This window comes from Acidovorax benzenivorans, from assembly GCF_028680575.1.
GTDB classification, from domain to species: Bacteria; Pseudomonadota; Gammaproteobacteria; order Burkholderiales; family Burkholderiaceae_C; genus Acidovorax; species Acidovorax benzenivorans.
This window is the reverse complement of the sequence record NZ_JAPCKI010000001.1, coordinates 589,534-611,759: the sequence shown is the minus strand read 5'-3', so window position 1 is coordinate 611,759 and position 22,226 is coordinate 589,534. Positions and strand designations below refer to the sequence as shown.

Genomic DNA, 22,226 nt, shown 5'->3' with positions numbered 1-22,226 from the left:
GGGGCCGTGCCAGCCCCTCAGGGCTACGCACTGCGGTCTGAATTGGACGCTCAGCCCCGCGCGGCTTCCAGAACGCCGCGTGTGCGCATGGCTTCTGCACGCGCGGCCGCAGCAAAGTCCTCGCCTTTGGACGCGTAAAGAATGGCCCGCGACGAGTTCACGATGATCGGCCCGTCACTGCGCAGCCCGGCGCGCACAGTGGCGGCGGCGTCACCGCCCTGAGCACCCACACCCGGGATCAGCAGCGGCAGCGTGGGCGCAATGGCGCGCACGCGCTCGATTTCCTGCGGGTAGGTGGCGCCCACCACCAGGCCCAGTTGGCCGTTCTTGTTCCAGGGGCCTTGCGCCAGACGCGCCACATGCTCATACATCAGCGGCTGGCCCTCGACGCTGGCCAGGCGCTGGGTCTGCAGATCGTCACCGCCCGGGTTGGACGTGCGGCAGAGCAGAAATGCACCCTTGCCGTGGTAAGCGAGGTAGGGCTCGATGGAGTCAAACCCCATGAAGGGGGACAGCGTGACCGCGTCGGCGCCGTAGCGCTCGAAGGCTTCCTTGGCGTACTGCTCGGCCGTGGAGCCGATGTCGCCGCGCTTGGCGTCCAGGATCACCGGCACCTGCGGTGCATTGGCACGCATGTGCTGCATCAGGCGTTCGAGCTGGTCTTCGGCACCATGCGCAGCAAAGTAGGCGATCTGCGGCTTGAAGGCACACACCAGGTCAGCAGTGGAGTCCACGATGGCCGCGCAAAAGTCATAGATCTTGCGCGGGTCGCCCTGCATCGCGGCGGGGAACCGCGTGGGTTCTGGGTCCAGGCCCACGCACAGCAGGGAGTTGTTCTGCGCCGTGGCGTCGCGCAGCATGTCGGTGAAGTTCATGGGGCGTGATTTTAGGTGGGTGGGCACAAGGTGCCCCTACCGGGGTCGCGATCGACCGGTGGAGGCAACGTGAAGCGCTGCATGCGTGCGATCCGGCAACGTGCCAACAGGCAACAAAAAAGGCCGTCGAAGCGGCCTTTTTTGCGGACACACAGAGGCTGCAAACCCCTGGTGAAAACGAGAGATCAGCGGGGAACGGCCAGCAGGCGTTGCACGTCGCGGTCGTTGGGCAGCGCGTAGTCGTAGCCACGCACGATGCGGCTGTCTTCGGTGCGCACCAGCTTCAGGCTCACGTAGGTGTAGTTGGCGGCCGCAGAGTAGGTGCCCACCAGCACCAGCGAGGCGTTGTGGTTGCGGGCAATGTCCTTGATTTCGCGCGACAGCAGCAGCTCGCCCTGACCTTCGCGCACGAACACGTCACCACGCAGCTTGATTTCCTTCACGTTGAAGCCGCTGGCCGCCATGCTGGTGGCGTATTGCTCAGACAACGTGCGGCCCAGAGGGGCAGCGCGGCTCAGGTCGTTGACGTTGACCACGGTGGCCACCAGCACAGGCCCGCCGCCCAGGGAGTTCATGTCGAAACCCGTGGTCAGCTTGGTCACTGCGTCGCGGCTGCTCTGAATGAACTGGCTGCTGGCGGCTTCCTGGTAGGTGGGCTCGACGCGCACCGGGGCGGGGTTGTTGGCGCAACCGGCCAGCACCACGCCGGCCAGCACCGTCAGAAGAAGTGCGGGGGTTTTCATTGCGAGACAACCTTCATGTTGACGTTCTTGTACGAGGGGCGCGTGAACAACGGGGTGTCAGCGTTTTCCAGGTAGTACACGTCTGTCTTGCGGGCCAGGTACTGGCCACCGCGCGTGACGGTGGTGGTCAAAATCAGCTCGGTGTTGGTCGGGCCACCCGAATTGATGCTGTTGGCATAGTCGGCGGCAGCCGTCAGACCCAGCCCTGCAGCCAATTGGGCATCGATGTGCTGGTTACGCAAGCCGTATGCTGCAAACAGCCCCGCAGCAAGCATGGTGAACTGGCCAGGAATGAAGTGCGGGCGGTCGCTGTTGTGGCGCACCACCTGGATACCGTAGGAGACTTCCAGGGCTTGGCCCAGGTTCTGCTGCACCACGGCGCCGTTCTGGACCAGCTTGGTGATCAGGAACTCGCGGAAGCCGGTTTCGAACTGCGTGGCGTTGGCAGGCAGGGACACATGCAGGGGGGTGTTGGGGGCCACACCAGCCTTGTCCAGGGTGCTCAGCGTCTGGTTGACCACATCGCGCGAGACCAGGTCCCAATGGCCGGCGGAGCGAACCTTGGGCTGCGAGGTGTACTCAAAATTTTCCGCGACGGGAATAGGCGCCCTCTGTGCGCACCCCACCAAAGTTGCCACAGCGCCAGCCAGCACGGCCAAGCTGATTGCCTTTGAAAACGACATGATTCCCTCCTACGGACTGAATTTGCGAGGACCCGAACAGATGCGACCCGCACGATTGAAAAATAATTCTGGGCGGTATCCTCAACAAAAACAAGAAAAAATTACGCTAACTACGCTCCGGCGTACACAGTTCGTTGTTTTTGGTCACAGTTGTGTGCCGATGCAAGGCGTGTAAGCAGGCAGAGCCACCTTTGCGGTGGCCCGCCTTGCATTTGCTTACACGGAAGCGGCTGCGCGCTGCTCCAGGATGTCGAAAGCGGGCAGCTTTTTGCCTTCCAGCACTTCCAGGAAAGCGCCGCCACCGGTGGAGATGTAACCCACCTGTTTGTCGATGCCGTACTTGGCAATGGCGGCCAGCGTGTCGCCACCGCCCGCGATGCTGAAGGCTGAGGATTCGGCAATCGCCTTGGCGAGTTGCTTGGTACCGTTCTCAAAAGCGGCAAACTCGAACACGCCCACGGGACCATTCCAGACGATGGTGCCAGCTGACTTGAGCTGGGCCGCGAGGCGGGCGGCCGTCTCGGGGCCGATGTCCAGGATCATGTCGTCAGCCGCCACATCGGTAGCCGCCTTCACGGTGGCGGGCGCATCGGCGGCAAAGGTCTTGGCCACGACCACGTCGGTAGGAATCGGCACCTCGGCGCCACGCGCCTTCATGGCAGCCATCACGGACTTGGCGGCGTCCAGCAGATCGGGCTCGGCCAGGCTCTTGCCGATGGGTAGGCCGGCCGCCAACATGAAGGTATTGGCAATGCCGCCGCCCACGATGAGCTGGTCCACCTTGTCGGCCAGGCTTTGCAGGATGGTGAGCTTGGTGGACACCTTGGAGCCCGCCACGATGGCCGCCAGCGGGCGCTGAGGATGGGCCAGGGCCTTGGTCAGGGCATCGATCTCGGCCGACAGCAGCGGGCCGGCGCAGGCGATGGGGGCGTACTGGGCGATACCGTAGGTCGTGCCCTCGGCGCGGTGGGCGGTGCCAAACGCGTCGTTCACGAAGATGTCGCACAGCGCGGCCATCTTGCGTGCCAGCTCCTCTTTGTTTTTCTTCTCGCCCACGTTCAGGCGGCAGTTTTCCAGCAGCACGATCTGGCCGGGCGCCACTTGCACACCGTCCACCCAGTTGGCGACCAGCGGCACTTCACGGCCCAGCAGTTCGGCCATACGCTGGGCCACGGGGGCCAGGGAGTCTTCGGGTTTGAATTCGCCTTCAGTCGGGCGGCCCAGGTGGCTGGTGACCATGACGGCGGCACCAGCGTCCAGCGCCATGCGGATCGCGGGAATGGAGGCACGGATGCGGGTGTCTTCAGTGATGTTGCCGGCATCGTCTTGCGGCACGTTCAGGTCGGCGCGGATGAAGACGCGCTGGTTGCGGGCCTTGCCCTGGGCGCACAGATCGGAAAAGCGAAGGATGTTCATGGGGGAAGGTTTCCTGGAGGGGCCGGTGGATCAGGGGCGCCATTTTAGGCGGCCCTGCTGACGCGGCCGGCCTCCGCCAGCACCTACCAGCCCCAGCCGATGTGCAGTGGCAGATACACCGCCATACCCACCAGAATGGTGCCCAGGATGCCCCGGCGCCAGAAGTAATACACGCTGGCGAACAGCACGGCCGGCAGGCGTGCGTCCATGAAGGTGTCGATCAGCTCGCCCTGCACCATGAGGATCTCGGGTGCAATGACGGCGGTGAGCGCGGCCAGCGGGGCATATTTGAGGCCACGCTTGAGCCAGTCGGGCAGGGGCAGCTCACGCTCCGGGATCATGAAGAAGGAGCGCGACACCACCGTGATCACCGCCAGGCCCACAGTGGCCAGCAAGGGATAGATCCAGGACCAGCTCATGGGTGGCGTTCCTCGCGCAGCGGCACCACATCGCCCGCCTCGACATGCTCACGCTCCTCGGGCGGCATGACGCTGTCAGCGGGCACCAGCAGCAACTCGGGTTGGCGACGGCGGCGGTCCACGGCCTCCATCAGCAGTCCCGCGGCCACGGCGGCCGCCAACGCCACCAGGATGTTGAGCTTGAGCGGCAAGGCAAACGCAGCAATCGCCGCAGTCGCTGCAACGCCCGTGGCGAGCCAGGTGGCCCGGTCGAACAGCAGAGACAGCAGCACGCCCAGCAAGGCCAGCACCCCCGCAAAACCCAGCCCCCAGGACAGGGGCACCGCGTTGGCCAGCAGGATGCCGGCGATGGACGGCACCTGCCAAGCCAACCAGTTGGTGGAGGCCGCGCCCCAGAAATACGGCACCTGCTCCGGGGCCGGCCGGGGTTCCGGAAAGCGCTTCATGAACGCCACATAGATCACGTCCCCGCTGAAATACCCCACGGCCAAGCGCTGGCGCAGCGGCAGGTGCGCAAAGTAGCTGCGCCACATGCTGCTGAAAATCACAAACCGCAGGTTGACGCAGGCGGCCGTGAGCCACACCACCCACAGCGGCGCGCCCACGGACAGCAGCGGAATGACGGCGAGCTGGGCGCTGCCGGCATACACCAGCAGCGACATGAACACGGCCATGCCGACCGACATGCCACTTTTGACCATGGCCACCCCGGTGACCAGCCCCCAGGCTGCAATGCCCAAGGAGGTGCCCGCCATGTCGATGGCGGCCATCCGGAAGGAGGGGTGGCGCAGTGTCCTGCCCAGCGCAGCAGACACGCTCATGTAGGGTTTGCGCCCAGCACCATGCCCGGCTGCAGGTCAAAACCACGCAAAAAATCTGCCGCCGCCAGCCGCTTGCCACCCGCCCGCTGCAGCGTGGTCAGGCGCAACGCCGTGCCGCTACCGCACGCGACGGTCACTCCCGCGCCATCCGCAGCCAAAATCTGCCCGGAGCGCTGATCGGATATGCCTTGAACGCTATCAATTGCATAGTTCCAGATCTTGATCGTCTCGCCGTTGCACTCGGTGCTGGCCCCCGGGAAGGGATCGAACGCGCGAATGCGCTGGCCAATGACTGCGGCAGGCAGTGTCCAGTCGATCGTGCTCTCGGCCTTTTCGATCTTGTGGGCGTAGGTGATGCCGTCTGCCGGTTGCGGCACGGCAGTGAGGCCACCGCAGGCGGCCAGCTCCAGCGCCTCGACGAGCATGCGACCGCCCAACGCGGCCAGGCGGTCGTGCAGGGTAGCTGTCGTATCGCCCGGGGCGATGGGCAGGCGCTCGGTCAGCAGCATGTCGCCCGTGTCCAGCCCTGCATCCATCTGCATGATGGTGACGCCGGTTTCGGCATCGCCTGCCTCGATGGCGCGGTGAATGGGGGCGGCGCCGCGCCAGCGCGGCAGCAGGCTCGCGTGGATGTTCAGGCAGCCCAGGCGCGGCAGATCCAAGGTCCACTGCGGCAGGATCAGCCCATAGGCGGCCACGACCATCACATCGGCCTGGGCGGCCAGCAGGGCCTCGCGAGCTGCGGCGGCATCGTCGGGATATTTGCCGTCCAGGCGCAGGCTGCGGGGCTGGGCAACGGTGATGCCGTGCTCCAGCGCGCATTGCTTGACGGGCGAGGCCTGCAGTTTCATGCCACGGCCTGCGGGGCGGTCAGGTTGCGTCAGGACCAGCGGGACGGTGAAGCCTGCGGACAGCAGCCGCTCCAGCGCCACACGGGCAAATTCGGGCGTACCGGCAAAAATGACTCTCATGAAAACGGATCTCGGCTCAGGTGGGACGCAGGACTCAGTGACTCATGGTGACTCAGCCGGTCCATCTATCAGTCGCGCGCGTTGTCAAAATTCGGGAGTTCGTCGGTGAACAACACTTGGCGCACCACACCTTGGCGGTCCAGGTGAACATGGGCCTGCCGCAGGTCCGCGTTCTGCCGGAAGCGGTAGGTCCAGATGTCGCCGTCGAAACGGGCCACCTGCTCGACACGCAGGGGCATTCCGAAAGTGTTTTGCAGGTCGGTACGGGTCCAACGGCCGACGGCCAGGCTCTCAAACCGTTGCTGCGTCAGCACCTGCTCGTTGCGCACCAATCGGCCGCTGGCATCAAAGTCGAGGTTGTAGGCCGCAAACCCGGCTGGCAGTTCGGAATACAGAAGGCGTTCACCCGAGGCCAGCGCAACCGTGGCCGTGGGCGGTCCCAGGCGGGCGATCACCTCGCCCCGCAAAGCGCCAGGCTGTTCGCGGGCCGGCAGTACGCAGCCCGCCAGCTGGCACACCAGCGCAACAAGCGCCAGCACTCCGACGCCCCGACGGACGCAGAGCGCTGCGCGCATCACTCGCGAGCCTCCCGCTGCTGCTTGACCATCTTGGTCTTGATGCGGTTGCGCTTGAGCGGCGAGAGGTATTCCACAAACACCTTGCCCATGAGGTGGTCCATCTCGTGCTGGATGCAGACCGCCAGCAAGCCATCCGCCTCGATCACGCGGGACTGGCCCTGGGCGTCCAGCGCCCGTACATGCACCGCGTCAAACCGCTCCACCCCGTCGTAAATGCCGGGCACCGAGAGGCAGCCTTCTTCGTTCAGGTGTTTTTCGGCGCTGGTCCAGACCAGCTCGGGGTTGATCAGCACCAGGGGCTGGTCGCGCTCCTCTGACACGTCGATGACCACCAGCCGCTCATGCACATCCACCTGGGTTGCGGCCAAGCCAATGCCGTGGGCGTCGTACATGGTGGCCAGCATGTCGGCAACCAGCGTGCGAATGCGGTCGTCCACCGCCTGGACAGGGCGGGCGACCTTGTGAAGCCGGGGGTCCGGGTAACAGAGAATGGGAAGGATTGCCATGGCTGCAGGTAAGAGATGTCGCTATTTTCGCCACTTTTGCGGCCCACTGCCGCCTTGCGAGCCAATAATCGTTGCCGAATCAAGGGCTTGAGCAGAGAATCTGAGAAGCTTTGTAACGTATTTGCCCGGCTGCACGCCTGCTTTGTGTGCCGAGGTGCCAGCGAGGGGGCGTTTCCCAATGCATGAGAAAAGGAACAACATGACGGCATTCACCAGCGTGCGGCGGACCGCCCTGGGCGCGCTCACCATCATTGCTGGCGCCCTGCTGGTCATGCCGGCTCAGGCGCAGAACTACCCCATCTCCAGCAGCCAGCGCGCCACGGCACAGCAGGTGTCTGAGCGTGGTGTACCACTGGAAGAGCTGGCCCCTAACGCCCCCGACACCTACACCGTCAAGCGCGGCGACACGCTCTGGGGCATTTCGGGCATGTACCTCAAGCGCCCCTGGCGCTGGCCCGAGCTCTGGGGCATGAACCTCAAAACCATCCCCAATCCGCACCTGATCTTCCCGGGTCAGACCCTGTACCTGATCAAGGAAGGCGACTACGCCCGCCTGAGCACCAGCCGCTCCAGCGAGCCCGAAACCGTGCGCATCTCTCCGCGCACGCGCAGCGATAGCCTCGCTGATTCGGCGCTGCCCACGCTCAAGCAACACCTGATTGAGCCCTTCCTGGTCGAACCCCTGGTGGTGGACGAGCAAGTGCTGTTGCGCGCCCCGCGCGTGATCGCAACGACCGACGAGCGCGTATTGATGGCGGCCGGTGACCGCGCCTATGTGCGTGGAGATGCTTCGGCTCCCATGCTGGCCGAAGCGGGCGAGCCCCGCTACTACCGCGTGTTTCGCAATGCCGTAGCCCTCAAGGACCCCATCTCAGGCGAGGTGCTGGGATACGAGGCCCAGTACCTGGGCAAGGCGGAACTGGTGCGCGGCGAGTCGTTTGAGGAGATCCCGAATGGCAAGGGTGGATACACGGCGGAATACATTCCCGCCACCGTGGATCTCTCCGCCACCAAAGAGGACGTGCGCGCGGGGGACCGCCTCCTGCCAGCCCCGGCCCGACCCTTCATGAGCTTTACCCCGCGAGCGCCCCAGATCGAAGTCGATGCGCGCGTGGTGTCCATCTATGGCAGCTCTGCGGTGGCCTATGCTGGTCAAAATCAAGTGGTAGCCATCAATATGGGCTCGCAAGACGGCCTAGAGCCAGGCCATGTGCTCAACCTGCTTACCAAGGGTGACCGCATCAAGGACATGACCGACAGCAACAAGGCGATGGTCAAGTTGCCCAGTGAAGTCAATGGCACGGCCATGGTGTTCCGCACTTTTGAGCGCGTGTCGTATGTGCTGCTGCTCGAAATCCGCAACGGCGTGCGCGTCGGCGACCGCCTGATCAACCCCAAGTAAACGCTCCACGGGCCGGTGGCACACGTGGCAGTGCGATGGTTTCGCACTGCGGCGACAGTACCGGCGCGCTTCATCGGTACCCATGGACCACGACGAGCTTGGCGCCTGGCTGAGACTGACCTTGACGCCGGGCGTGGGCAACGGCGCCGCGCGGCGACTGCTGGCACGCTTCGGTCTGCCGCAATCCATCTTCCGGCAGACCGAAGCGGCACTGCAGCACTGTGTGCCCGCTGCGCATGCACGGGCCTTGTGCGAGATACCGCAAGGATGGGAAGCCCTGTGGCAAACCACGGCCCAATGGCTTGCCAGCGCCACGCCGCAAGGCCCGGCACGTGCCATCGTGAGCCTGGGCGACCTGCGCTATCCGCAGGCCCTGCTGGGCACCGAAGACCCACCGCTGCTGCTCTACCTCATGGGCCCGGCATCACTGCTGGAGCACCAGCCTTTTCCCACTGATCGCTGCCTGGCAGTGGTCGGCAGTCGCAACCCCACCGCCCAGGGCACAGAAAACGCGCGCCAGTTTGCCCGGGCGTTATGCGGCGCAGGCTTGACCATTGTGTCGGGCCTCGCTCTGGGCGTAGACGCTGCAGCGCACGAAGGCGCGCTCGACACGGCAACGGACCACTCCTCCGTGGCCGCCACCATTGCCGTAGTAGGGACAGGGCTGGACCGCGTCTACCCGCGCAAAAACCTTGGCCTCGCCCATCGCATTGCCGCGCACGGGCTGATCGTCAGCGAGTACCCGTTGGGCACACCACCGCTGCCAGCCAACTTCCCCAAACGCAATCGCATCATTTCGGGTCTCTCACAAGGCACCCTGGTCGTGGAGGCGGCACTGGCATCCGGGTCATTGATCACCGCTCGAATGGCCGCCGAGCAGGGCCGCGAAGTGTTTGCCATCCCGGGCTCCATCCACGCACCGCAGTCACGTGGCTGCCATGCACTGATCCGCCAGGGTGCCAAGCTGGTCGAGTCGGCCCAGGATGTGCTGGAAGAACTCAAAATCCCTGCCACCACCATGCCCGGCCTGCCCCAGGGTGCCGATATGGAGGAAGTGGCCTCGCCCGCCGAAACCGAGGGCCCCGTGCTGGCGGCACTGGGTTACGACCCCATGGGCCTGGACGCCCTGGTCGCACGCACGGGCATGGACGCATCGGCCCTGCAGGTGGCCTTGCTGGAGCTGGAACTTGACGGCAGCATTGCGCGGTTGCCGGGGGGCTTGTTTCAGAGGATCGGCAGAGGCTAGTCGGTCGGCCTCTGATAGCGTACGGACTCACAGACTTTGTGCCAGCCCCATACGCGGAGTAGCACACGGCATCTTTGAAAACCCGCTCAGTCCAACAGGCGTTCTGGGTTGGCGTCCAGCTTGGCCAAGGCATCCCGTGTGGCGCGCAGCGTCAGGCCTTCTTCGTCCTGGGCCACCAGCAAACCAGCCTGCAGGTACGCAGCCAGGCGGCGCAACTGGATCAGGTAGCTGCTGCCATCCACGGCCGCAAAAAGGTGCAACTGCTTGCGCTGGCTTTGCCAGGCGTACTGCACCTGGGCCGATGCACCGTTGTGGTCCAACGTGTACCAAGTGCCTGGTTGCAACTCCTGCGCCCACACCACCATGGCATCGTCCACCGGGGCGCCGTTATCGGCGACCACATGGATGGACGAGGCATCGATGCCCAGCATCATCTCGATGTTGTCCGCATTGAGCGGCATGTCGCCCAGCGTGGCATCACTGATGAAGTCTTCCAGATTGGCCAGGCGCTTGGCCATGGCGTCGATGTGGGCCTGCGGGATGGACGCGGTCTTGGACAAAAAGGCGTCAGCCAGGGTGTCCGTCAACACCTTCACCTGTGCGTCCTGCGCAGCCCCATTCACGCCCAGCAGGGTCAGCCCCTGGCGCAGGTGCTGCAGCAGCGCTGGCAGGCTCTGGATGACCTGAGCCCGGTCGCTGCGGTTGGGCTTGGCGCTGGCCGCCCACACCAAGTCGGCTGCGGTGCGCTTGAACGCCACCGTATCGGCATGCTGCGGGCCGTCGCGCACGGCCGATAGCGCCAACACCTCGGCCCAGGTCTTGAACAGGAACTCGCGGATCTCGTCGCGCACCGGCATGTCGCGCAACATGGTGCGCAACTCGATGGTGTACTGGATGGCCAAGGTTTCCCGTTGCTCGACCTGCTGGGCGACGCTGACCAACCGCGAGGTGACCTGTTTTTCGGTCAGGAACTTGGCCAGGAATTTTTCGAACTCGTCATAGACCAGCTGGAAGACACGGCGTCCGGTCTCGGGGTACTGCTCAATCACCTGCACCACACGGCGAATTTCGGCTTCCAGTGCGCTGCCGTTGATGCTGGTTGCGTCAAAACCCAGCACACAGGCGCCCATGCGATCGATCAGCTTGCGCGCGGGATGGTCTAGATTGCTAAAGAATTCGGGCTCAGCCAGGGCCACGCGCAGCACAGGCACCTGCAGCCGGGCAAACCACACCCGCACGGCGGGCGGGATACGGTCTTCGGCTAGGATGCTCTGGAACATCAAGGCCACCACTTCGATGATCGCCTTCTCGCCCGTGGTGGTCGCCTTCTTCTTGAGCTCGGTGGAGCGCTCGCGCACGGCCCCCACCAGTTGCACCACCGCAGCGGGGCTGTAATCTTCCATCAGCGTGGCTACACCGCTGTAGTAGGTATCTGCATGCACGCGGTGCGCGGTCAGGGCATGGGCCAAGGCGGCCGATGCGGGAGGCGCATTGACCATGTCGAACCCTGTGGCGGGCTGCGTGAGCAGGCGCCGCAGTTGCCCCATCACACCCTGCGCACGCTGGCGCGCTCTGGCCAGGGGCGTCATGCCAGTGGGAAAGGCTGCGGGCATGCCGTGCGGACGCGGGTAGCCGCCATGCCCAGGTGGCGGCATCTGCGTACCCGGCGGCCCCATGGGCCGGCCTCCGGCAGGCATGCCGGGAGGCTGCATCCCTGCACGCGCTGCAGCCATGGCTTGACGGGTCTGCGCCAGGGCTTGCGAAGCCAAGCCCCCAGAGCCCGAATCGCCACCACCACTGCCCGTTGCCACGCCGCCCTGCGTACGGCGCACTTTGGATTTGAGATCAACCTGCGGAGTGATGCCTTGCTCCACGTAGAACACGTTGACCGTCTGGTAGTGCTTTTGCAGCAGGTTGGCCAGCTCGCGCTGCAGGGGGTCCACCACGACTTGCAGGTCCGTGCGAGGCAGACCGGCATCCACCCATTGCTCCACCAACAACAGACAAACGGTGTCAGGCCGCAGGATGTCGCTGCTGTCCAGCTCCTGGCCCTCCAGCGACTGGGTGCGCTGGCGCAAGGTGTCAAACTGGTGGCTGACCTGCTCATTCACGGTCAGCGCCATGCGCGAGGCCAGGATCTTGTTCTCAACCACATCGTCGCTGAGCAGCTCGAACTGGCTGAGTCCACCGCCGCCGCCCGCCGCCAGTTGGCCGCGCGTCGAACTGACGTGGGGCGCCAGTGCCTCTTGCCACGCCTTGCCGGTGCGTTCCGTCCACGCAGAATGTTTTTGCTGATACAGCAGCCACGCATCCCGACGCGACTGCATTTCGCGGGCCGTGCCCGTCTGGTTCATCAACGCGGTGAGGAAGTCCTGAACGGTTTTGTCCAGGTCCGCCAACCCTCCACAGATCCCCTCTACGAACCGCTGGCGCGCCTGGCGGGCCAGGCGGCGTTGCGGAACAGAAGGGGGCGTGGTGTGCATGAACAGATATTAGCGGGTCAAACGGTAGCTCCAGCATGGGGATCGTTGGGATCCCCATCCTTTTTGGCGGGCTTGACAAGGTCCTCGCGCTTGACCCCCAGCCACATGGCAATGGCCGCCGCCACGAACACCGAGGAATAGATACCGAACAAAATACCGATGGTCAGCGCCAAGGCAAAGTAGTGCAGGCTGGGGCCACCAAAGAAGAACATCGACAGCACCATGGCCTCGGTGGAGGCGTGGGTGATGATGGTGCGGCTCATCGTGCTGGTGATAGCGTGGTCGATGACCTCGTGCGTAGTCATCTTGCGGTACTTGCGAAAGGCTTCACGGATCCGGTCGAAGATCACCACCGATTCGTTCACCGAGTACCCCAGCACTGCCAGCACCCCCGCAAGCACCGACAGCGAAAACTCCCACTGGAAGAACGCAAAAAAGCCCAGGATGATCACCACGTCGTGCAGATTGGCAATGATGGCCGCGACACCGAACTTCCACTCGAAGCGAAAGGCCAGGTAGATCACGATACCCACCACCACCATGGCCAGCGCCATCAGGCCACCGTGCACCAACTCCTCGCCCACCTGCGGGCCCACAAACTCGGTGCGGCGCAGGGTCACCGCAGGGTCTGCCGCCTTGAGGGCGCCCAGCACCTGCTCGCTCTGCTGCGCAGACGTCACGCCCTTTTGCACTGGCAGGCGAATCATCACGTCACGCGAGGTGCCGAAGTTCTGCACCTGCACATCGGGGTAGCCCAGCGCCGCCACGGTGTCGCGAACCTTGGCGAGCTCGGCAGGCTGGCTGTAGGCCACTTCCATCACGGTGCCACCTGTGAACTCCACCGACAGGTGCAGCCCACGCGAGAACAGAAAGAACACCGCCAGGGCGAAGGTGATGAAGGAGATCGCGTTGAAAACCAACGCGTGCTTCATGAAAGGGATGTCTTTGCGGATACGGAAGAATTCCATGGTCTTCCTCCTTTTATTGCGATTTGGCCACGGTCGTGGTGTCGGCCTCGGGCTTCCAGACCTGGCCAATGGCCACGCTCTTGAGCTTCTTCTTGCGGCCGTACCACAGGTTCACCAGGCCGCGTGAGAAGAACACGGCCGAGAACATGCTGGTGAGAATGCCGATGCAGTGCACCACGGCAAAGCCGCGCACCGGACCAGAGCCAAACGCCAACAGCGCCAGGCCCGCAATCAGCGTGGTCACGTTCGAGTCCAGGATGGTGGCCCAGGCTCGTTCATACCCCGCATGGATGGCCGCCTGAGGCGACACACCTTCGCGCAACTCCTCGCGGATGCGCTCGTTGATCAGCACGTTGGAGTCAATCGCCACGCCCAGCGCCAGCGCCATCGCAGCAATGCCGGGCAGCGTGAGCGTGGCCTGCAGCATGGACAAGATGGCCAGCAGCAGCAGCACGTTCACCGCCAGCGAGACGGTGGAGAAAATGCCGAACAGTGCGTAGTAGATGCACATGAACACCGCAATGGCCACCATGCCCCACACCACGCTGTGGATGCCGCGCTCGATATTGTCGGCGCCCAGGCTGGGGCCAATGGTGTATTCCTCGATGATCTCCATGGGCGCGGCCAGCGAGCCGGCGCGCAGCAGCAGAGCAGTGTCATTGGCCTCAGCCGTGGTCATGCGGCCCGAGATCTGCACGCGGCCGCCGCCGATTTCAGAACGGATCACCGGGGCCGTGACGACTTCGCCCTTGCCCTTTTCGAACAGCACGATGGCCATGCGCTTGCCCACGTTCTCGCGCGTGATGTCCTTGAAGATGCGGGAGCCCTTGGCGTCCAGCGTGAGGTTGACGGTCGGTTCCTGCGTCTGGCCATCAAAGCCCGGCTGCGCGTCGGTCAGGTTTTCGCCGGTCAGGATGACCTGCTTCTTGACGATGACGGGCTGGCCGTTGCGTTCCAGGTAGCGCTCGGAGCCGAACGGCACGGGGCCACGGCCTGTCTCTGCCGAACGGGCTTCTGTGCCCTCGTCCACCATGCGCACTTCCAGCGTGGCCGTGCGGCCCAGAATGTCCTTGGCCTTGGCGGTGTCCTGCACGCCGGGCAACTGCACCACGATGCGGTCCAGGCCCTGCTGCTGGATCACGGGCTCGGCCACGCCCAGCTCGTTGATCCGGTTGTGCAGCGTGACCATGTTCTGCTTGAGCGCCTGCTCCTGCACGCGGCGCGTGGCCTCGGGCTTGATCGATGCGCGCAGCTTGAACTCAGTGCCTTCTGGCGCGGTGGTGACCTGCAGATCGGCGAACTGGTCGGCGATCAGGTTGCGCGCGGCCGTGGCCGTGGCTTCATCGCGCACCTTGATGTCGATGGACTGGCCGTCGCGGCTGATGCCACCATGGCGGATGTTCTTGTCGCGCAGTGCCGTGCGGATGTCACCCGCATAGGATTCGGCCTTCTTGGTCAGTGCCGCCTGCATGTCCACCTGCAGCATGAAGTGCACGCCACCGCGCAGGTCCAGCCCCAGGTACATCGGATTGGCGTGCAGGGCCTTGAGCCACAGCGGGGAACGCGACACTAGGTTGAGGGCCACGATGTAAGAAGGATCGTTGGCGTCGGGCACCAGCGCCTTCTGGATGGCGTCCTTGGCCTTGAGCTGGGTGTCGGGCGTGTCAAAACGCGCTCGCACCGAGTTGCCCTCCAGCGCCACAAAGTCGGGCGTCACGCCTGCGGCCTTGAGCGCCTCTTCCACCCGCTGCTGCACGGCGGTGTCCACCTTGATGGTGGCCTTGGCCGACGACACCTGCACGGCAGGCGCCTCGCCAAAGAAATTGGGCAGGGTGTACAAGGCCCCCACCAGCAACACGATCACCAGGATCGCGTACTTCCAGACCGGATAACGGTTCATGATCGCGCTCTCACCTCAGTTGTGCAGGCGCCCTGCGCGCCAGCGCCCCCTGACCCCGCGCCCGGCCGGGCCGCGCAGCGCCTCAGGGGGATGGTTCATGGATTACTTGACGGAGCCCTTGGGCAGCACCTGCACCACGGCGCTGCGCTGCATCTGCACTTCCACGCCGCTGGCGATCTCGATGTGCAGGAAACCTTCGGACAGGCGCGTGACCTTGCCGACGATGCCACCGGCGGTGGCCACTTCATCGCCCTTGGCGATGGCGTCGATCATGGCGCGGTGTTCTTTCTGACGCTTCATCTGGGGGCGGATCATGACGAAGTACAACACCACAAACATGAGCACCAGGGGCAGCATGCCGGTCAGAGAGGACATGATGTCACCGCCGCCAGCGGCTGCGGCAGGTGCGGTTTGGGCGAAAGCGGAAGAAATAAACACGGACTGGACTCCACAACGGATGGTCAAAATTCACACAACCCGCCCACACCAAGCGCCGAAGCGCTCGCCGGGGCAGAACAGGGCATTGTATGCGGCGCCCTGTGCACCGCCCAAGGGGTAAGACCCAAGCCCGCAGCGGGTGTTTGCCACCCACAGGGCCCACCAGTGTCTCCACGCAGAAATACGGGTCAAAAACGGCCGATGCGCTAGTGATACATGCCCGAATAGCTACACTATTAATAGCAAAAACCCGCTCAGATGCGGGCTTTTGTAAGGGAAGCGACCGCGAAAGGACCGCTCAAGCCGCCTGGCGCTGGGCCGAAGCGCCCGTACGCCACTGGGCCATCAGACCATCCCACTTGGGGCGAGCAGCCTTCAGGTGCCGCTCTTTCACGTGGCCATACCCGCGGATCTCTTCGGGGATGCGGGCAATCTCCACGGCCAGCGCCAGGTTGTCGGCGCTCAGGCGGGCCAGCAGCTCGTCGATGCAGGCGCGGTATTCGACAATCAGAGCACGCTCCATGCGGCGCTCCTCGGTCTTGCCAAAGATGTCCAGCGCCGTGCCGCGCAGGCCTTTCATCTTGGCCAGCACGCCAAACGCGCTGCGCATCCAGGGACCAAACGGCTGCTTGACCAGCTCGCCCTTGTCGTTCTTTTTGGCGGTCAGGGGCGGAGCCAGGTGGTGCACCAGCTTGTAGTCGCCTTCAAACATGTTCGCGATCTTGTCCGTGAAGGCCTTGTCGGTGTGCAGCCGCGCCACTTCGTACTCGTCCTTGTAGGCCATGAGCTTGAACAGGTAGCGGGCCACAGCCTCAGACAGGCGGGTGCCGCTGCCCAGCTTCGCTTCCACCGCCTTCACTTTCTCGACAAAGGCCTGGTACTCGGAGGCGTACGCGGCATTCTGGTAGCCAGTCAGGAACTCCACGCGCTTGGCCACCATCTCGACCAGCGACGGCTTCTTGACGAACTGGATCACCTGCGCGGCCTGGAATAGCGCCTGCACAGCCGCCAGGTCATGCGCGCAGCGGCGGCCCCATTCAAACGCGGCCTTGTTGTTCTCGACCTGCACGCCGTTGAGCTCCATGGCGCGCATCAGCGACGCGTAGGTAAGCGGCACGCGGCCCTTTTGCCAGGCGTAGCCCAGCATCAGCGGGTTGGTGTAGATGCTGTCGCCCAACAGTTGCGTGGCCACCTGCTCGGCATCAAAGCTGCCCACGCCGCCCACGCCCACGGCAGACGCAATGGCGGCGTCGCAGTTGCCGCCGGGGAACTGCCAGTCGGGGTTGTTCACAAACGCCGCCGTGGGCGTGCCGTGGGTGTTGAGCGCCACAAAAGTGCGGCCCGGCTGCATGACAGCCAGGGTGTACTTGTGGGCCGCCACGATGGAGTCGCAGCCGATCACCAGGTCGGCCTTGGCCGTATCGACCTTGGTGGTGTAGATGGCGTCAGGCCGGTTGGCGATCTGGATATGGCTCCAAGTGGCGCCGCCCTTTTGGGCCAGGCCACCGGCGTCCTGGGTGATGACGCCCTTGCCATCGAGGTGCGCTGCCATGCCTAGCAGCGAGCCGATGGTGATGACCCCTGTGCCCCCCACGCCGCCCACCACAATGCCCCAGGCGGTTTCGGCCACGGGCAGCACAGGTTCAGGAATAGAGGGCAGCGCCGACAGGTCGCCCTTCTTCTCCTTCTTGGGCTTCTTGAGCTGGCCGCCTTCCACCGTCACAAAGCTGGGGCAGAAGCCGTTCACGCAGGAGTAGTCCTTGTTACAGGTGCTCTGATTGATGCGGCGCTTGCGGCCGAATTCCGTCTCCACAGGCTCTACGCTCAGGCAGTTGGACTTGGTGGAGCAATCGCCGCAGCCCTCGCACACCAGGTCGTTGATGACCACGGTCTTGTCGGGGGTTGCCAGGGTGCCGCGCTTGCGGCGGCGGCGCTTTTCGGTGGCGCAGGTCTGGTCGTAGATGATGGCCGTGGTGCCCTTGATCTCGCGGAACTGGCGCTGCAGCGTGTCGAGCTCGTCTCGGTGGTGCACTGTCACGCCCTCGGCCAGCGGCACGCCGTCGTACTTCTGCGGCTCGTCGGTCACGATGATCAGCTTGACCACGCCTTCGGACTTGAGGCTGTTCATGATCTGCAGCACCGAATGGCCTTCAGGCCGCTCGCCCACCTGCTGGCCGCCAGTCATGGCCACAGCGTCGTTGTAGAGCACCTTGTAGGTGATGGTGGTGCCCGCCGCGATGCTCTGGCGAATGGCCAGCAGGCCACTGTGGAAGTACGTGCCGTCGCCCAGGTTGGCAAACACATGCTGGTCGGTAGTGAACGGCGCCTGGCCCACCCAGGTCACGCCCTCGCCACCCATCTGCGTGAAGGTGGAGGTGTTGCGGTCGGGCATCCAGTTGGCCATGTAGTGGCAGCCAATGCCCGCCACAGCGCGCGAGCCTTCGGGCACGCGGGTGCTGGTGTTGTGCGGGCAGCCGCTGCAGAACCACGGGGCGCGCTCGCCCGTGTCTACCTTCAGCTCCGTCATGGCGCGTTCGCTGGCCTCGATGATGACCAGGCGTGCCTCCATGCGGGCCACGATGTCGGCGGGCACGCCCAGCTTCTTGAGGCGCTTGGCAATGGCCTTGGCGATGATGGCCGGCGTGAGGTCGGCCTTGGCGCGCAACAGCCAGTTCTGGCTGGGGTTGGGCATGCTCCATTCACCACCGGTGGCGTCGCCCTCGGGCTCATCGAACTTGCCCAGCACATTGGGACGCACGTCGGCGCGCCAGTTGTACAGCTCTTCTTTCAGCTGGTATTCGATGACCTGGCGTTTTTCCTCCACCACCAGGATCTCTTGCAGGCCCTGCGCAAAGTCGCGGGTGATGGTGGCTTCGAGCGGCCACACCACGTTGACCTTGTGCACGCGGATGCCCAGGCTGCGGCAGGTGTCGTCATCGAGGCCCAGGTCCACCAGGGCCTGGCGCGTGTCGTTGTAGGCCTTGCCGCTGGCGATGATGCCGAAGCGGTCGTGCTGGCCTTCGATGACGTTGTAGTTGAGCTTGTTGGCGCGGATGTACGCCAGGGCCGCGTACCACTTGTAGTCCATCAGGCGCGCCTCCTGCTCCAGTGGCGCATCGGGCCAGCGGATGTGCAGGCCGCCGGGCGGCATCGCGAAGTCTTCGGGCATCACGATCTTCACGCGGTCGGGGTCGATGTTGATGCTGCTGGACGACTCCACCACTTCCTGGATGGTCTTCATGCCCGACCACACGCCCGAGAAACGGCTCATGGCAAACGCGTGCAAGCCCATGTCCAGGATCTCTTGCACGCTGCTCGGGAAGAACACCGGTGTGCCGCAAGCCTTGAAGATATGGTCGCTCTGGTGCGCGGCCGTGCTGCTCTTGCTGATGTGGTCATCGCCTGCAATAGCGATCACGCCGCCGTGCTTGGCGGTGCCCGCCATGTTGGCGTGCTTGAAAACGTCCGAGCAGCGGTCCACGCCTGGGCCCTTGCCGTACCAGATACCAAACACGCCATCGAACTTCTTGGACTGGGGATACAGGTCCAGCTGCTGCGTGCCCCACACGGCAGTAGCGCCCAGCTCTTCATTCACCCCGGGCTGAAAGACGATGTTGTTGGCCGCCAGGTGTTTCTTGGCCGCCCAGAGCGCCTGGTCGTATGTGCCCAGGGGCGATCCCCGGTAGCCGCTGATGAAGCCCGCTGTGTTGAGCCCGGCCGCCGCATCGCGCTGGCGCTGCAGCATGGGCAGGCGCACGAGGGCCTGCACGCCGCTCATGAAGGCGCGGCCCTCGCCCAAGGTGTATTTGTCATCCAGGGAGACAGTCTCCAGGGCTTTGCGGATGGACTCGGGAAGAGGGGCGTTCATGGCTATGTCTCCAATGGCTTTTTTGTGGGTCCGCGCCTTGTGGGCACGCTGGGGCAGCACCATGCGGCCCGTTTAGGGCTGCGGCACTAGTGTGCGGGTAAGTGTATGTCTGCGTCGTTGATATGTCTTTGCTTTCTGTGCCGTGTTTAGGCTATTCTGAGAAAGGATCTTTCTCTTTACCGCCATTTTGTGAACACTCTCGACAAATTCGATATCGCCATCCTCAACGAGTTGCAGGCTGACGCTCGTCTGACGAACGCCGAGCTGGCCCAGCGCGTGGGCCTGTCGGCCGCGCCCTGCTGGCGCCGCGTGCGGGCGCTGGAGGAACAGGGTTTCATCAAGGGCTACCGCGCCGAGATCGACCGCCACAAGATCGGCCTCGGTGTGCTGGCCTTTGTGCGGCTGGATGCGGACCGCAGCACGGGCAACCTCACGCGCAAGATGGAAGAGGCCATTCGCCAAATCCCGGAGGTCGTGTCCTGCCACTACATCAGCGGCACCGGTACCTTCGAACTGCAGGTGGTGGCGCGCGACCTGGACAGCTTCTCGCAATTTGCGCGCGATGTGCTGCTGAACCTGCCCAACGTGAAAGACATGCACACCAGCTTCTCGCTGGGCGAGGTGAAGGCCAGCGGGGCGCTGCCGTTGACACACCTCACACGCACACGTTCTTGAGGGCCCATCGCCATCACCCCACTCCAGCGGGGCTGACGGATCAAGGCCGCGCCCGCAACCGTGTCGCGTCAGCGCGGCCACAGCGCCCACAGGCGCAGGTTCTGCTTGAGTCGGCCCGCGACGTCACCGGCCTCGGCCCCCCAACCCGTGAAATAGTCCGCACGCACCGCACCGAGGATGGCGCTGCCCGTGTCCTGTGCGAGCACCAGGCGGTTGAGCTGCACCTGCGGGCCGGACGACGCCAGCCACACGGGGGTGCCGTAGGGAATGCTCTGCCGGTCCACCGCAATCGATCGCCCCGGCGTCAAAGGCACACCCTGTGCGCCGCGCGGGCCAAAACCAGCATCCAGCGGGCTCAAGGGCTCTTCGCGGAAGAACACATAGCGCGGATTACTCCACAGCAGCTCATTGGTGCGCTGAGGGTTGGCTGCTACCCAGGCGCGGATGCCTGGCCAGGTCGCATCGCGCGTGAGGCCTTGGTCCAGCAACCAGCGGCCCACGCTCTGGTAGGGCTGGTCATTGGTACCTGCGTAAGCCACCCGCACCAGCGAGATAGAGCCATCGGGCTCGGAAATGCGCAAACGACCAGACCCCTGGATGTGCAGCACCATCGACTCGATGGGGTCGCGCAGCCACGCAATGGCCCGGCCCGCCAGCGCGGCCTGGGCCTCCGGCAGGGTGTCGATCTGCTGGCGCGTGTACCAGGGCTTGCGGGCCCCCAGGCTGGCGGGCACACGGTAAATGGGCACCGTGAAGCCATTGCCGGGCTGGCGTGCCGCGTCCATCATGGGCTCGTAGTACGCCGTGAGCAGACCATCGGGATTGCCGTCGGTGGCCTCGACACGGTAGGGCTGCAGGCGTGCGATGAGCCAGGCGCGCTGCTCATCGGCCGTGGCAATGCTCAGCTGGCGCACTTCGCTGCACAGGGCACTAAAGGGCGGCTGGGGCCGCTCGCAGCTCTTGATCCACGCGTTCCAGGCTTCGTGCAGTGCATCGTCGGCAAAGCCCGGCAGCTCTGCCCAGCGCACGGGAATCCAGCGGCTTTTGGGCTGCGCCATGGGGGGTGGCAGCGGGCCGGTGTCACCCGGCAGCACCACGGCGCTCGGCGGCAGCGGCGCGGGGGAGCCCCCAGGGCGTGCGGGGACAGGGGCAGGTGGCGTGGAGCAGGCGGCCAGCGTTCCTACAATCAGCGCGGTCAACGCAACGCGCAGGAGTGTCAATTTCATGGGGCTGATTTTGCTTGAAGCGCTGCTGGCGCTGGTGGTACTGGTGGCTATCGTGTGGTGGACCATGTTCTCGGGCCGCAAGGGAGGGGAACTGAAGTCCCCACCGCCCGCCGACAGCGACAAGCATCCGCCATCGCCTTGAACGGACAGTGAGTTGCGCCCCAGGGACGGCCCTGTCCTACAACCGATGGGCCAGCGCGCCGATGGCACAGCTTCATCACCGGCCCCACGATGGCGTGAGCTGGGTGATGCCACTGCACGGGACGCGATAACGCTCCGACAGCGCGGCGGGTGCAAGGCCCGCCACCCAGCGCCACCGCTTTTCAAGGAGCACACACATGCGCACACACGTTCAAATTCTCGGCGCTGCCGCCGCCATCGTTCTGGTCACCGGATGCGCCAGCATGGATGACACACAGCGCCGTACGGCCACCGGAGCTGGCATTGGGGCGCTGGCAGGCGCGGTCATCGGCTCCGCGACCGGCGGCAGCGCCGGGACCGGCGCCGTGGTGGGGGCCGGTGTCGGGGCACTGGGCACCTACATCTGGTCGCAAAACATGGAGCGCCAAAAGCGCGAGATGGAACAGGCCACCCAGGGCACCGGTATCGCCGTGACGCAGACGGCCGACAATCAGCTCAAACTCAATATCCCCAGCGACATCTCGTTTGCTGTAGGCCGTTCAGACATTCAGCCCAATTTCGCCCCCGTGCTGGACCAGTTTGCCGCAGGCCTGCGCAACAACCCGAACACCGACGTACGCATCGTGGGACACACCGACAGCACGGGTAGCGATACCGTCAACAACCCTTTGTCGATGGACCGCGCCGCCAGCACCCGCAGCTACCTGGCAGCGCGCGGCGTGGATGGCCGCCGCATCGTGATCGAAGGCCTGGGCGAGCGTTACCCCATTGCCACAAACGACACCGTCGAAGGCCGTGCGCGCAACCGGCGGGTCGAGATTTTTGTGGGTGAGCGACCACGGGGCTGATCGCCCAGGCTGCGAACGC

20 protein-coding genes are annotated in these 22,226 nt (G+C 64.7%); 5 read left to right on the top strand and 15 right to left on the bottom strand.

Features of this window, described 5'->3' with window-relative positions; all coding sequences use genetic code 11:
• Positions 1-50: 50 nt before the first annotated feature.
• The 9 genes from pyrF to def all read right to left on the bottom strand — a co-directional run bounded on the left by pyrF (position 51) and on the right by def (position 7,012).
• A complete protein-coding gene (gene pyrF / locus OIN59_RS02815) occupies positions 51-875 on the bottom strand; it encodes an orotidine-5'-phosphate decarboxylase (protein ID WP_274106930.1) in 825 nt (274 codons plus the stop codon).
• A 185-nt stretch (positions 876-1,060) separates the two neighbouring features.
• Positions 1,061-1,618, bottom strand: coding sequence for a FlgO family outer membrane protein (locus OIN59_RS02810; protein ID WP_274106928.1), 558 nt, complete (start codon positions 1,616-1,618; stop codon positions 1,061-1,063).
• On the bottom strand, positions 1,615-2,301 hold the full coding sequence (locus OIN59_RS02805) for a hypothetical protein (RefSeq protein ID WP_274106926.1): 687 nt from the start codon (positions 2,299-2,301) through the stop codon (positions 1,615-1,617). The genes OIN59_RS02810 and OIN59_RS02805 overlap by 4 nt, the downstream gene beginning before the upstream one ends.
• A 216-nt stretch (positions 2,302-2,517) precedes the next feature.
• Positions 2,518-3,717, bottom strand: a complete 1,200-nt coding sequence (locus OIN59_RS02800) for a phosphoglycerate kinase (RefSeq protein WP_274106924.1) — start codon at positions 3,715-3,717, stop codon at positions 2,518-2,520.
• An 83-nt stretch (positions 3,718-3,800) separates the two neighbouring features.
• The gene (locus OIN59_RS02795; RefSeq protein ID WP_056742894.1) at positions 3,801-4,136 is read right to left on the bottom strand and encodes an AzlD domain-containing protein; all 336 of its coding nucleotides are present in this window, start codon (positions 4,134-4,136) and stop codon (positions 3,801-3,803) included.
• Positions 4,133-4,906, bottom strand: coding sequence for an AzlC family ABC transporter permease (locus OIN59_RS02790; protein ID WP_369817443.1), 774 nt, complete (start codon positions 4,904-4,906; stop codon positions 4,133-4,135). Before OIN59_RS02790 ends, OIN59_RS02795 begins: the two co-directional genes overlap by 4 nt.
• 47 nt (positions 4,907-4,953) lie before the next feature.
• A complete protein-coding gene (fmt, locus tag OIN59_RS02785; RefSeq protein ID WP_274106920.1) occupies positions 4,954-5,928 on the bottom strand; it encodes a methionyl-tRNA formyltransferase in 975 nt (324 codons plus the stop codon).
• A 68-nt stretch (positions 5,929-5,996) separates the two neighbouring features.
• On the bottom strand, positions 5,997-6,467 hold the full coding sequence (locus tag OIN59_RS02780) for a hypothetical protein (protein WP_274106918.1): 471 nt from the start codon (positions 6,465-6,467) through the stop codon (positions 5,997-5,999).
• 35 nt (positions 6,468-6,502) lie between these two features.
• Positions 6,503-7,012: a peptide deformylase gene (gene def / locus OIN59_RS02775; RefSeq protein WP_274106916.1), complete on the bottom strand. Its 510-nt coding sequence runs from the start codon at positions 7,010-7,012 to the stop codon at positions 6,503-6,505.
• Positions 7,013-7,211: 199 nt separating this feature from the next.
• On the opposite strand from def, the gene OIN59_RS02770 reads away from it, so the two are divergent.
• Together OIN59_RS02770 and dprA are read left to right on the top strand one after the other, a co-directional pair.
• Positions 7,212-8,414, top strand: coding sequence for a LysM peptidoglycan-binding domain-containing protein (locus tag OIN59_RS02770; RefSeq protein ID WP_274106914.1), 1,203 nt, complete (start codon positions 7,212-7,214; stop codon positions 8,412-8,414).
• A gap of 82 nt (positions 8,415-8,496) precedes the next feature.
• Positions 8,497-9,660: a DNA-processing protein DprA gene (gene dprA, locus OIN59_RS02765; protein ID WP_274106912.1), complete on the top strand. Its 1,164-nt coding sequence runs from the start codon at positions 8,497-8,499 to the stop codon at positions 9,658-9,660.
• Between the two features lie 86 nt (positions 9,661-9,746).
• Here the strand turns inward: dprA and OIN59_RS02760 are convergent, their stop codons facing one another.
• From OIN59_RS02760 to OIN59_RS02740, 5 genes are all read right to left on the bottom strand, one after another.
• Complete coding sequence (locus OIN59_RS02760) at positions 9,747-12,143, bottom strand: DUF1631 domain-containing protein (protein ID WP_274106910.1); 2,397 nt, start codon at positions 12,141-12,143, stop codon at positions 9,747-9,749.
• A 17-nt stretch (positions 12,144-12,160) separates the two neighbouring features.
• The gene (secF, locus tag OIN59_RS02755; RefSeq protein WP_274106908.1) at positions 12,161-13,111 is read right to left on the bottom strand and encodes a protein translocase subunit SecF; all 951 of its coding nucleotides are present in this window, start codon (positions 13,109-13,111) and stop codon (positions 12,161-12,163) included.
• A 13-nt stretch (positions 13,112-13,124) separates the two neighbouring features.
• Positions 13,125-15,011 (bottom strand): protein translocase subunit SecD, encoded by a 1,887-nt coding sequence (secD, locus tag OIN59_RS02750; RefSeq protein ID WP_274106906.1) that lies wholly within the window; start codon positions 15,009-15,011, stop codon positions 13,125-13,127.
• 102 nt (positions 15,012-15,113) lie between these two features.
• A complete protein-coding gene (gene yajC / locus OIN59_RS02745) occupies positions 15,114-15,449 on the bottom strand; it encodes a preprotein translocase subunit YajC (RefSeq protein ID WP_015016243.1) in 336 nt (111 codons plus the stop codon).
• Between the two features lie 298 nt (positions 15,450-15,747).
• Positions 15,748-19,317, bottom strand: a complete 3,570-nt coding sequence (locus tag OIN59_RS02740; RefSeq protein WP_274106902.1) for an indolepyruvate ferredoxin oxidoreductase family protein — start codon at positions 19,315-19,317, stop codon at positions 15,748-15,750.
• Positions 19,318-19,506: 189 nt separating this feature from the next.
• On the opposite strand from OIN59_RS02740, the gene OIN59_RS02735 reads away from it, so the two are divergent.
• The gene (locus tag OIN59_RS02735) at positions 19,507-19,992 is read left to right on the top strand and encodes an Lrp/AsnC family transcriptional regulator (protein ID WP_274106900.1); all 486 of its coding nucleotides are present in this window, start codon (positions 19,507-19,509) and stop codon (positions 19,990-19,992) included.
• A 68-nt stretch (positions 19,993-20,060) separates the two neighbouring features.
• Here OIN59_RS02735 and mltA read toward each other — a convergent pair whose 3' ends face one another.
• On the bottom strand, positions 20,061-21,284 hold the full coding sequence (gene mltA, locus OIN59_RS02730; protein WP_274106898.1) for a murein transglycosylase A: 1,224 nt from the start codon (positions 21,282-21,284) through the stop codon (positions 20,061-20,063).
• On the opposite strand from mltA, the gene OIN59_RS02725 reads away from it, so the two are divergent.
• Both OIN59_RS02725 and OIN59_RS02720 read left to right on the top strand, forming a co-directional pair.
• Positions 21,217-21,360, top strand: coding sequence for a hypothetical protein (locus OIN59_RS02725; protein WP_192419165.1), 144 nt, complete (start codon positions 21,217-21,219; stop codon positions 21,358-21,360). The two genes, mltA and OIN59_RS02725, sit on opposite strands and share 68 nt — an antisense overlap.
• Before the next feature lie 196 nt (positions 21,361-21,556).
• Complete coding sequence (locus tag OIN59_RS02720; RefSeq protein WP_274106895.1) at positions 21,557-22,207, top strand: OmpA family protein; 651 nt, start codon at positions 21,557-21,559, stop codon at positions 22,205-22,207.
• Positions 22,208-22,226 lie beyond the last annotated feature (19 nt).

Excerpts from the sequence above, each read along its gene's own strand:
- dprA (WP_274106912.1), top strand. The coding sequence starts at position 8,497 with ATGGACCACGACGAGCTTGGCGCCTGGCTGAGACTGACCTTGACGCCG.
- pyrF (WP_274106930.1), bottom strand. The coding sequence starts at position 875 with ATGAACTTCACCGACATGCTGCGCGACGCCACGGCGCAGAACAACTCC.
- OIN59_RS02740 (WP_274106902.1), bottom strand. The coding sequence starts at position 19,317 with ATGAACGCCCCTCTTCCCGAGTCCATCCGCAAAGCCCTGGAGACTGTC.
- OIN59_RS02800 (WP_274106924.1), bottom strand. The coding sequence starts at position 3,717 with ATGAACATCCTTCGCTTTTCCGATCTGTGCGCCCAGGGCAAGGCCCGC.
- OIN59_RS02810 (WP_274106928.1), bottom strand. The coding sequence starts at position 1,618 with ATGAAAACCCCCGCACTTCTTCTGACGGTGCTGGCCGGCGTGGTGCTG.
- mltA (WP_274106898.1), bottom strand. The coding sequence starts at position 21,284 with ATGGTCCACCACACGATAGCCACCAGTACCACCAGCGCCAGCAGCGCT.
- secD (WP_274106906.1), bottom strand. The coding sequence starts at position 15,011 with ATGAACCGTTATCCGGTCTGGAAGTACGCGATCCTGGTGATCGTGTTG.
- OIN59_RS02790 (WP_369817443.1), bottom strand. The coding sequence starts at position 4,906 with ATGGCCGCCATCGACATGGCGGGCACCTCCTTGGGCATTGCAGCCTGG.
- OIN59_RS02725 (WP_192419165.1), top strand. The coding sequence starts at position 21,217 with ATGGGGCTGATTTTGCTTGAAGCGCTGCTGGCGCTGGTGGTACTGGTG.
- fmt (WP_274106920.1), bottom strand. The coding sequence starts at position 5,928 with ATGAGAGTCATTTTTGCCGGTACGCCCGAATTTGCCCGTGTGGCGCTG.
- OIN59_RS02760 (WP_274106910.1), bottom strand. The coding sequence starts at position 12,143 with ATGCACACCACGCCCCCTTCTGTTCCGCAACGCCGCCTGGCCCGCCAG.
- def (WP_274106916.1), bottom strand. The coding sequence starts at position 7,012 with ATGGCAATCCTTCCCATTCTCTGTTACCCGGACCCCCGGCTTCACAAG.
- OIN59_RS02795 (WP_056742894.1), bottom strand. The coding sequence starts at position 4,136 with ATGAGCTGGTCCTGGATCTATCCCTTGCTGGCCACTGTGGGCCTGGCG.
- secF (WP_274106908.1), bottom strand. The coding sequence starts at position 13,111 with ATGGAATTCTTCCGTATCCGCAAAGACATCCCTTTCATGAAGCACGCG.
- OIN59_RS02720 (WP_274106895.1), top strand. The coding sequence starts at position 21,557 with ATGCGCACACACGTTCAAATTCTCGGCGCTGCCGCCGCCATCGTTCTG.
- OIN59_RS02805 (WP_274106926.1), bottom strand. The coding sequence starts at position 2,301 with ATGTCGTTTTCAAAGGCAATCAGCTTGGCCGTGCTGGCTGGCGCTGTG.
- OIN59_RS02770 (WP_274106914.1), top strand. The coding sequence starts at position 7,212 with ATGACGGCATTCACCAGCGTGCGGCGGACCGCCCTGGGCGCGCTCACC.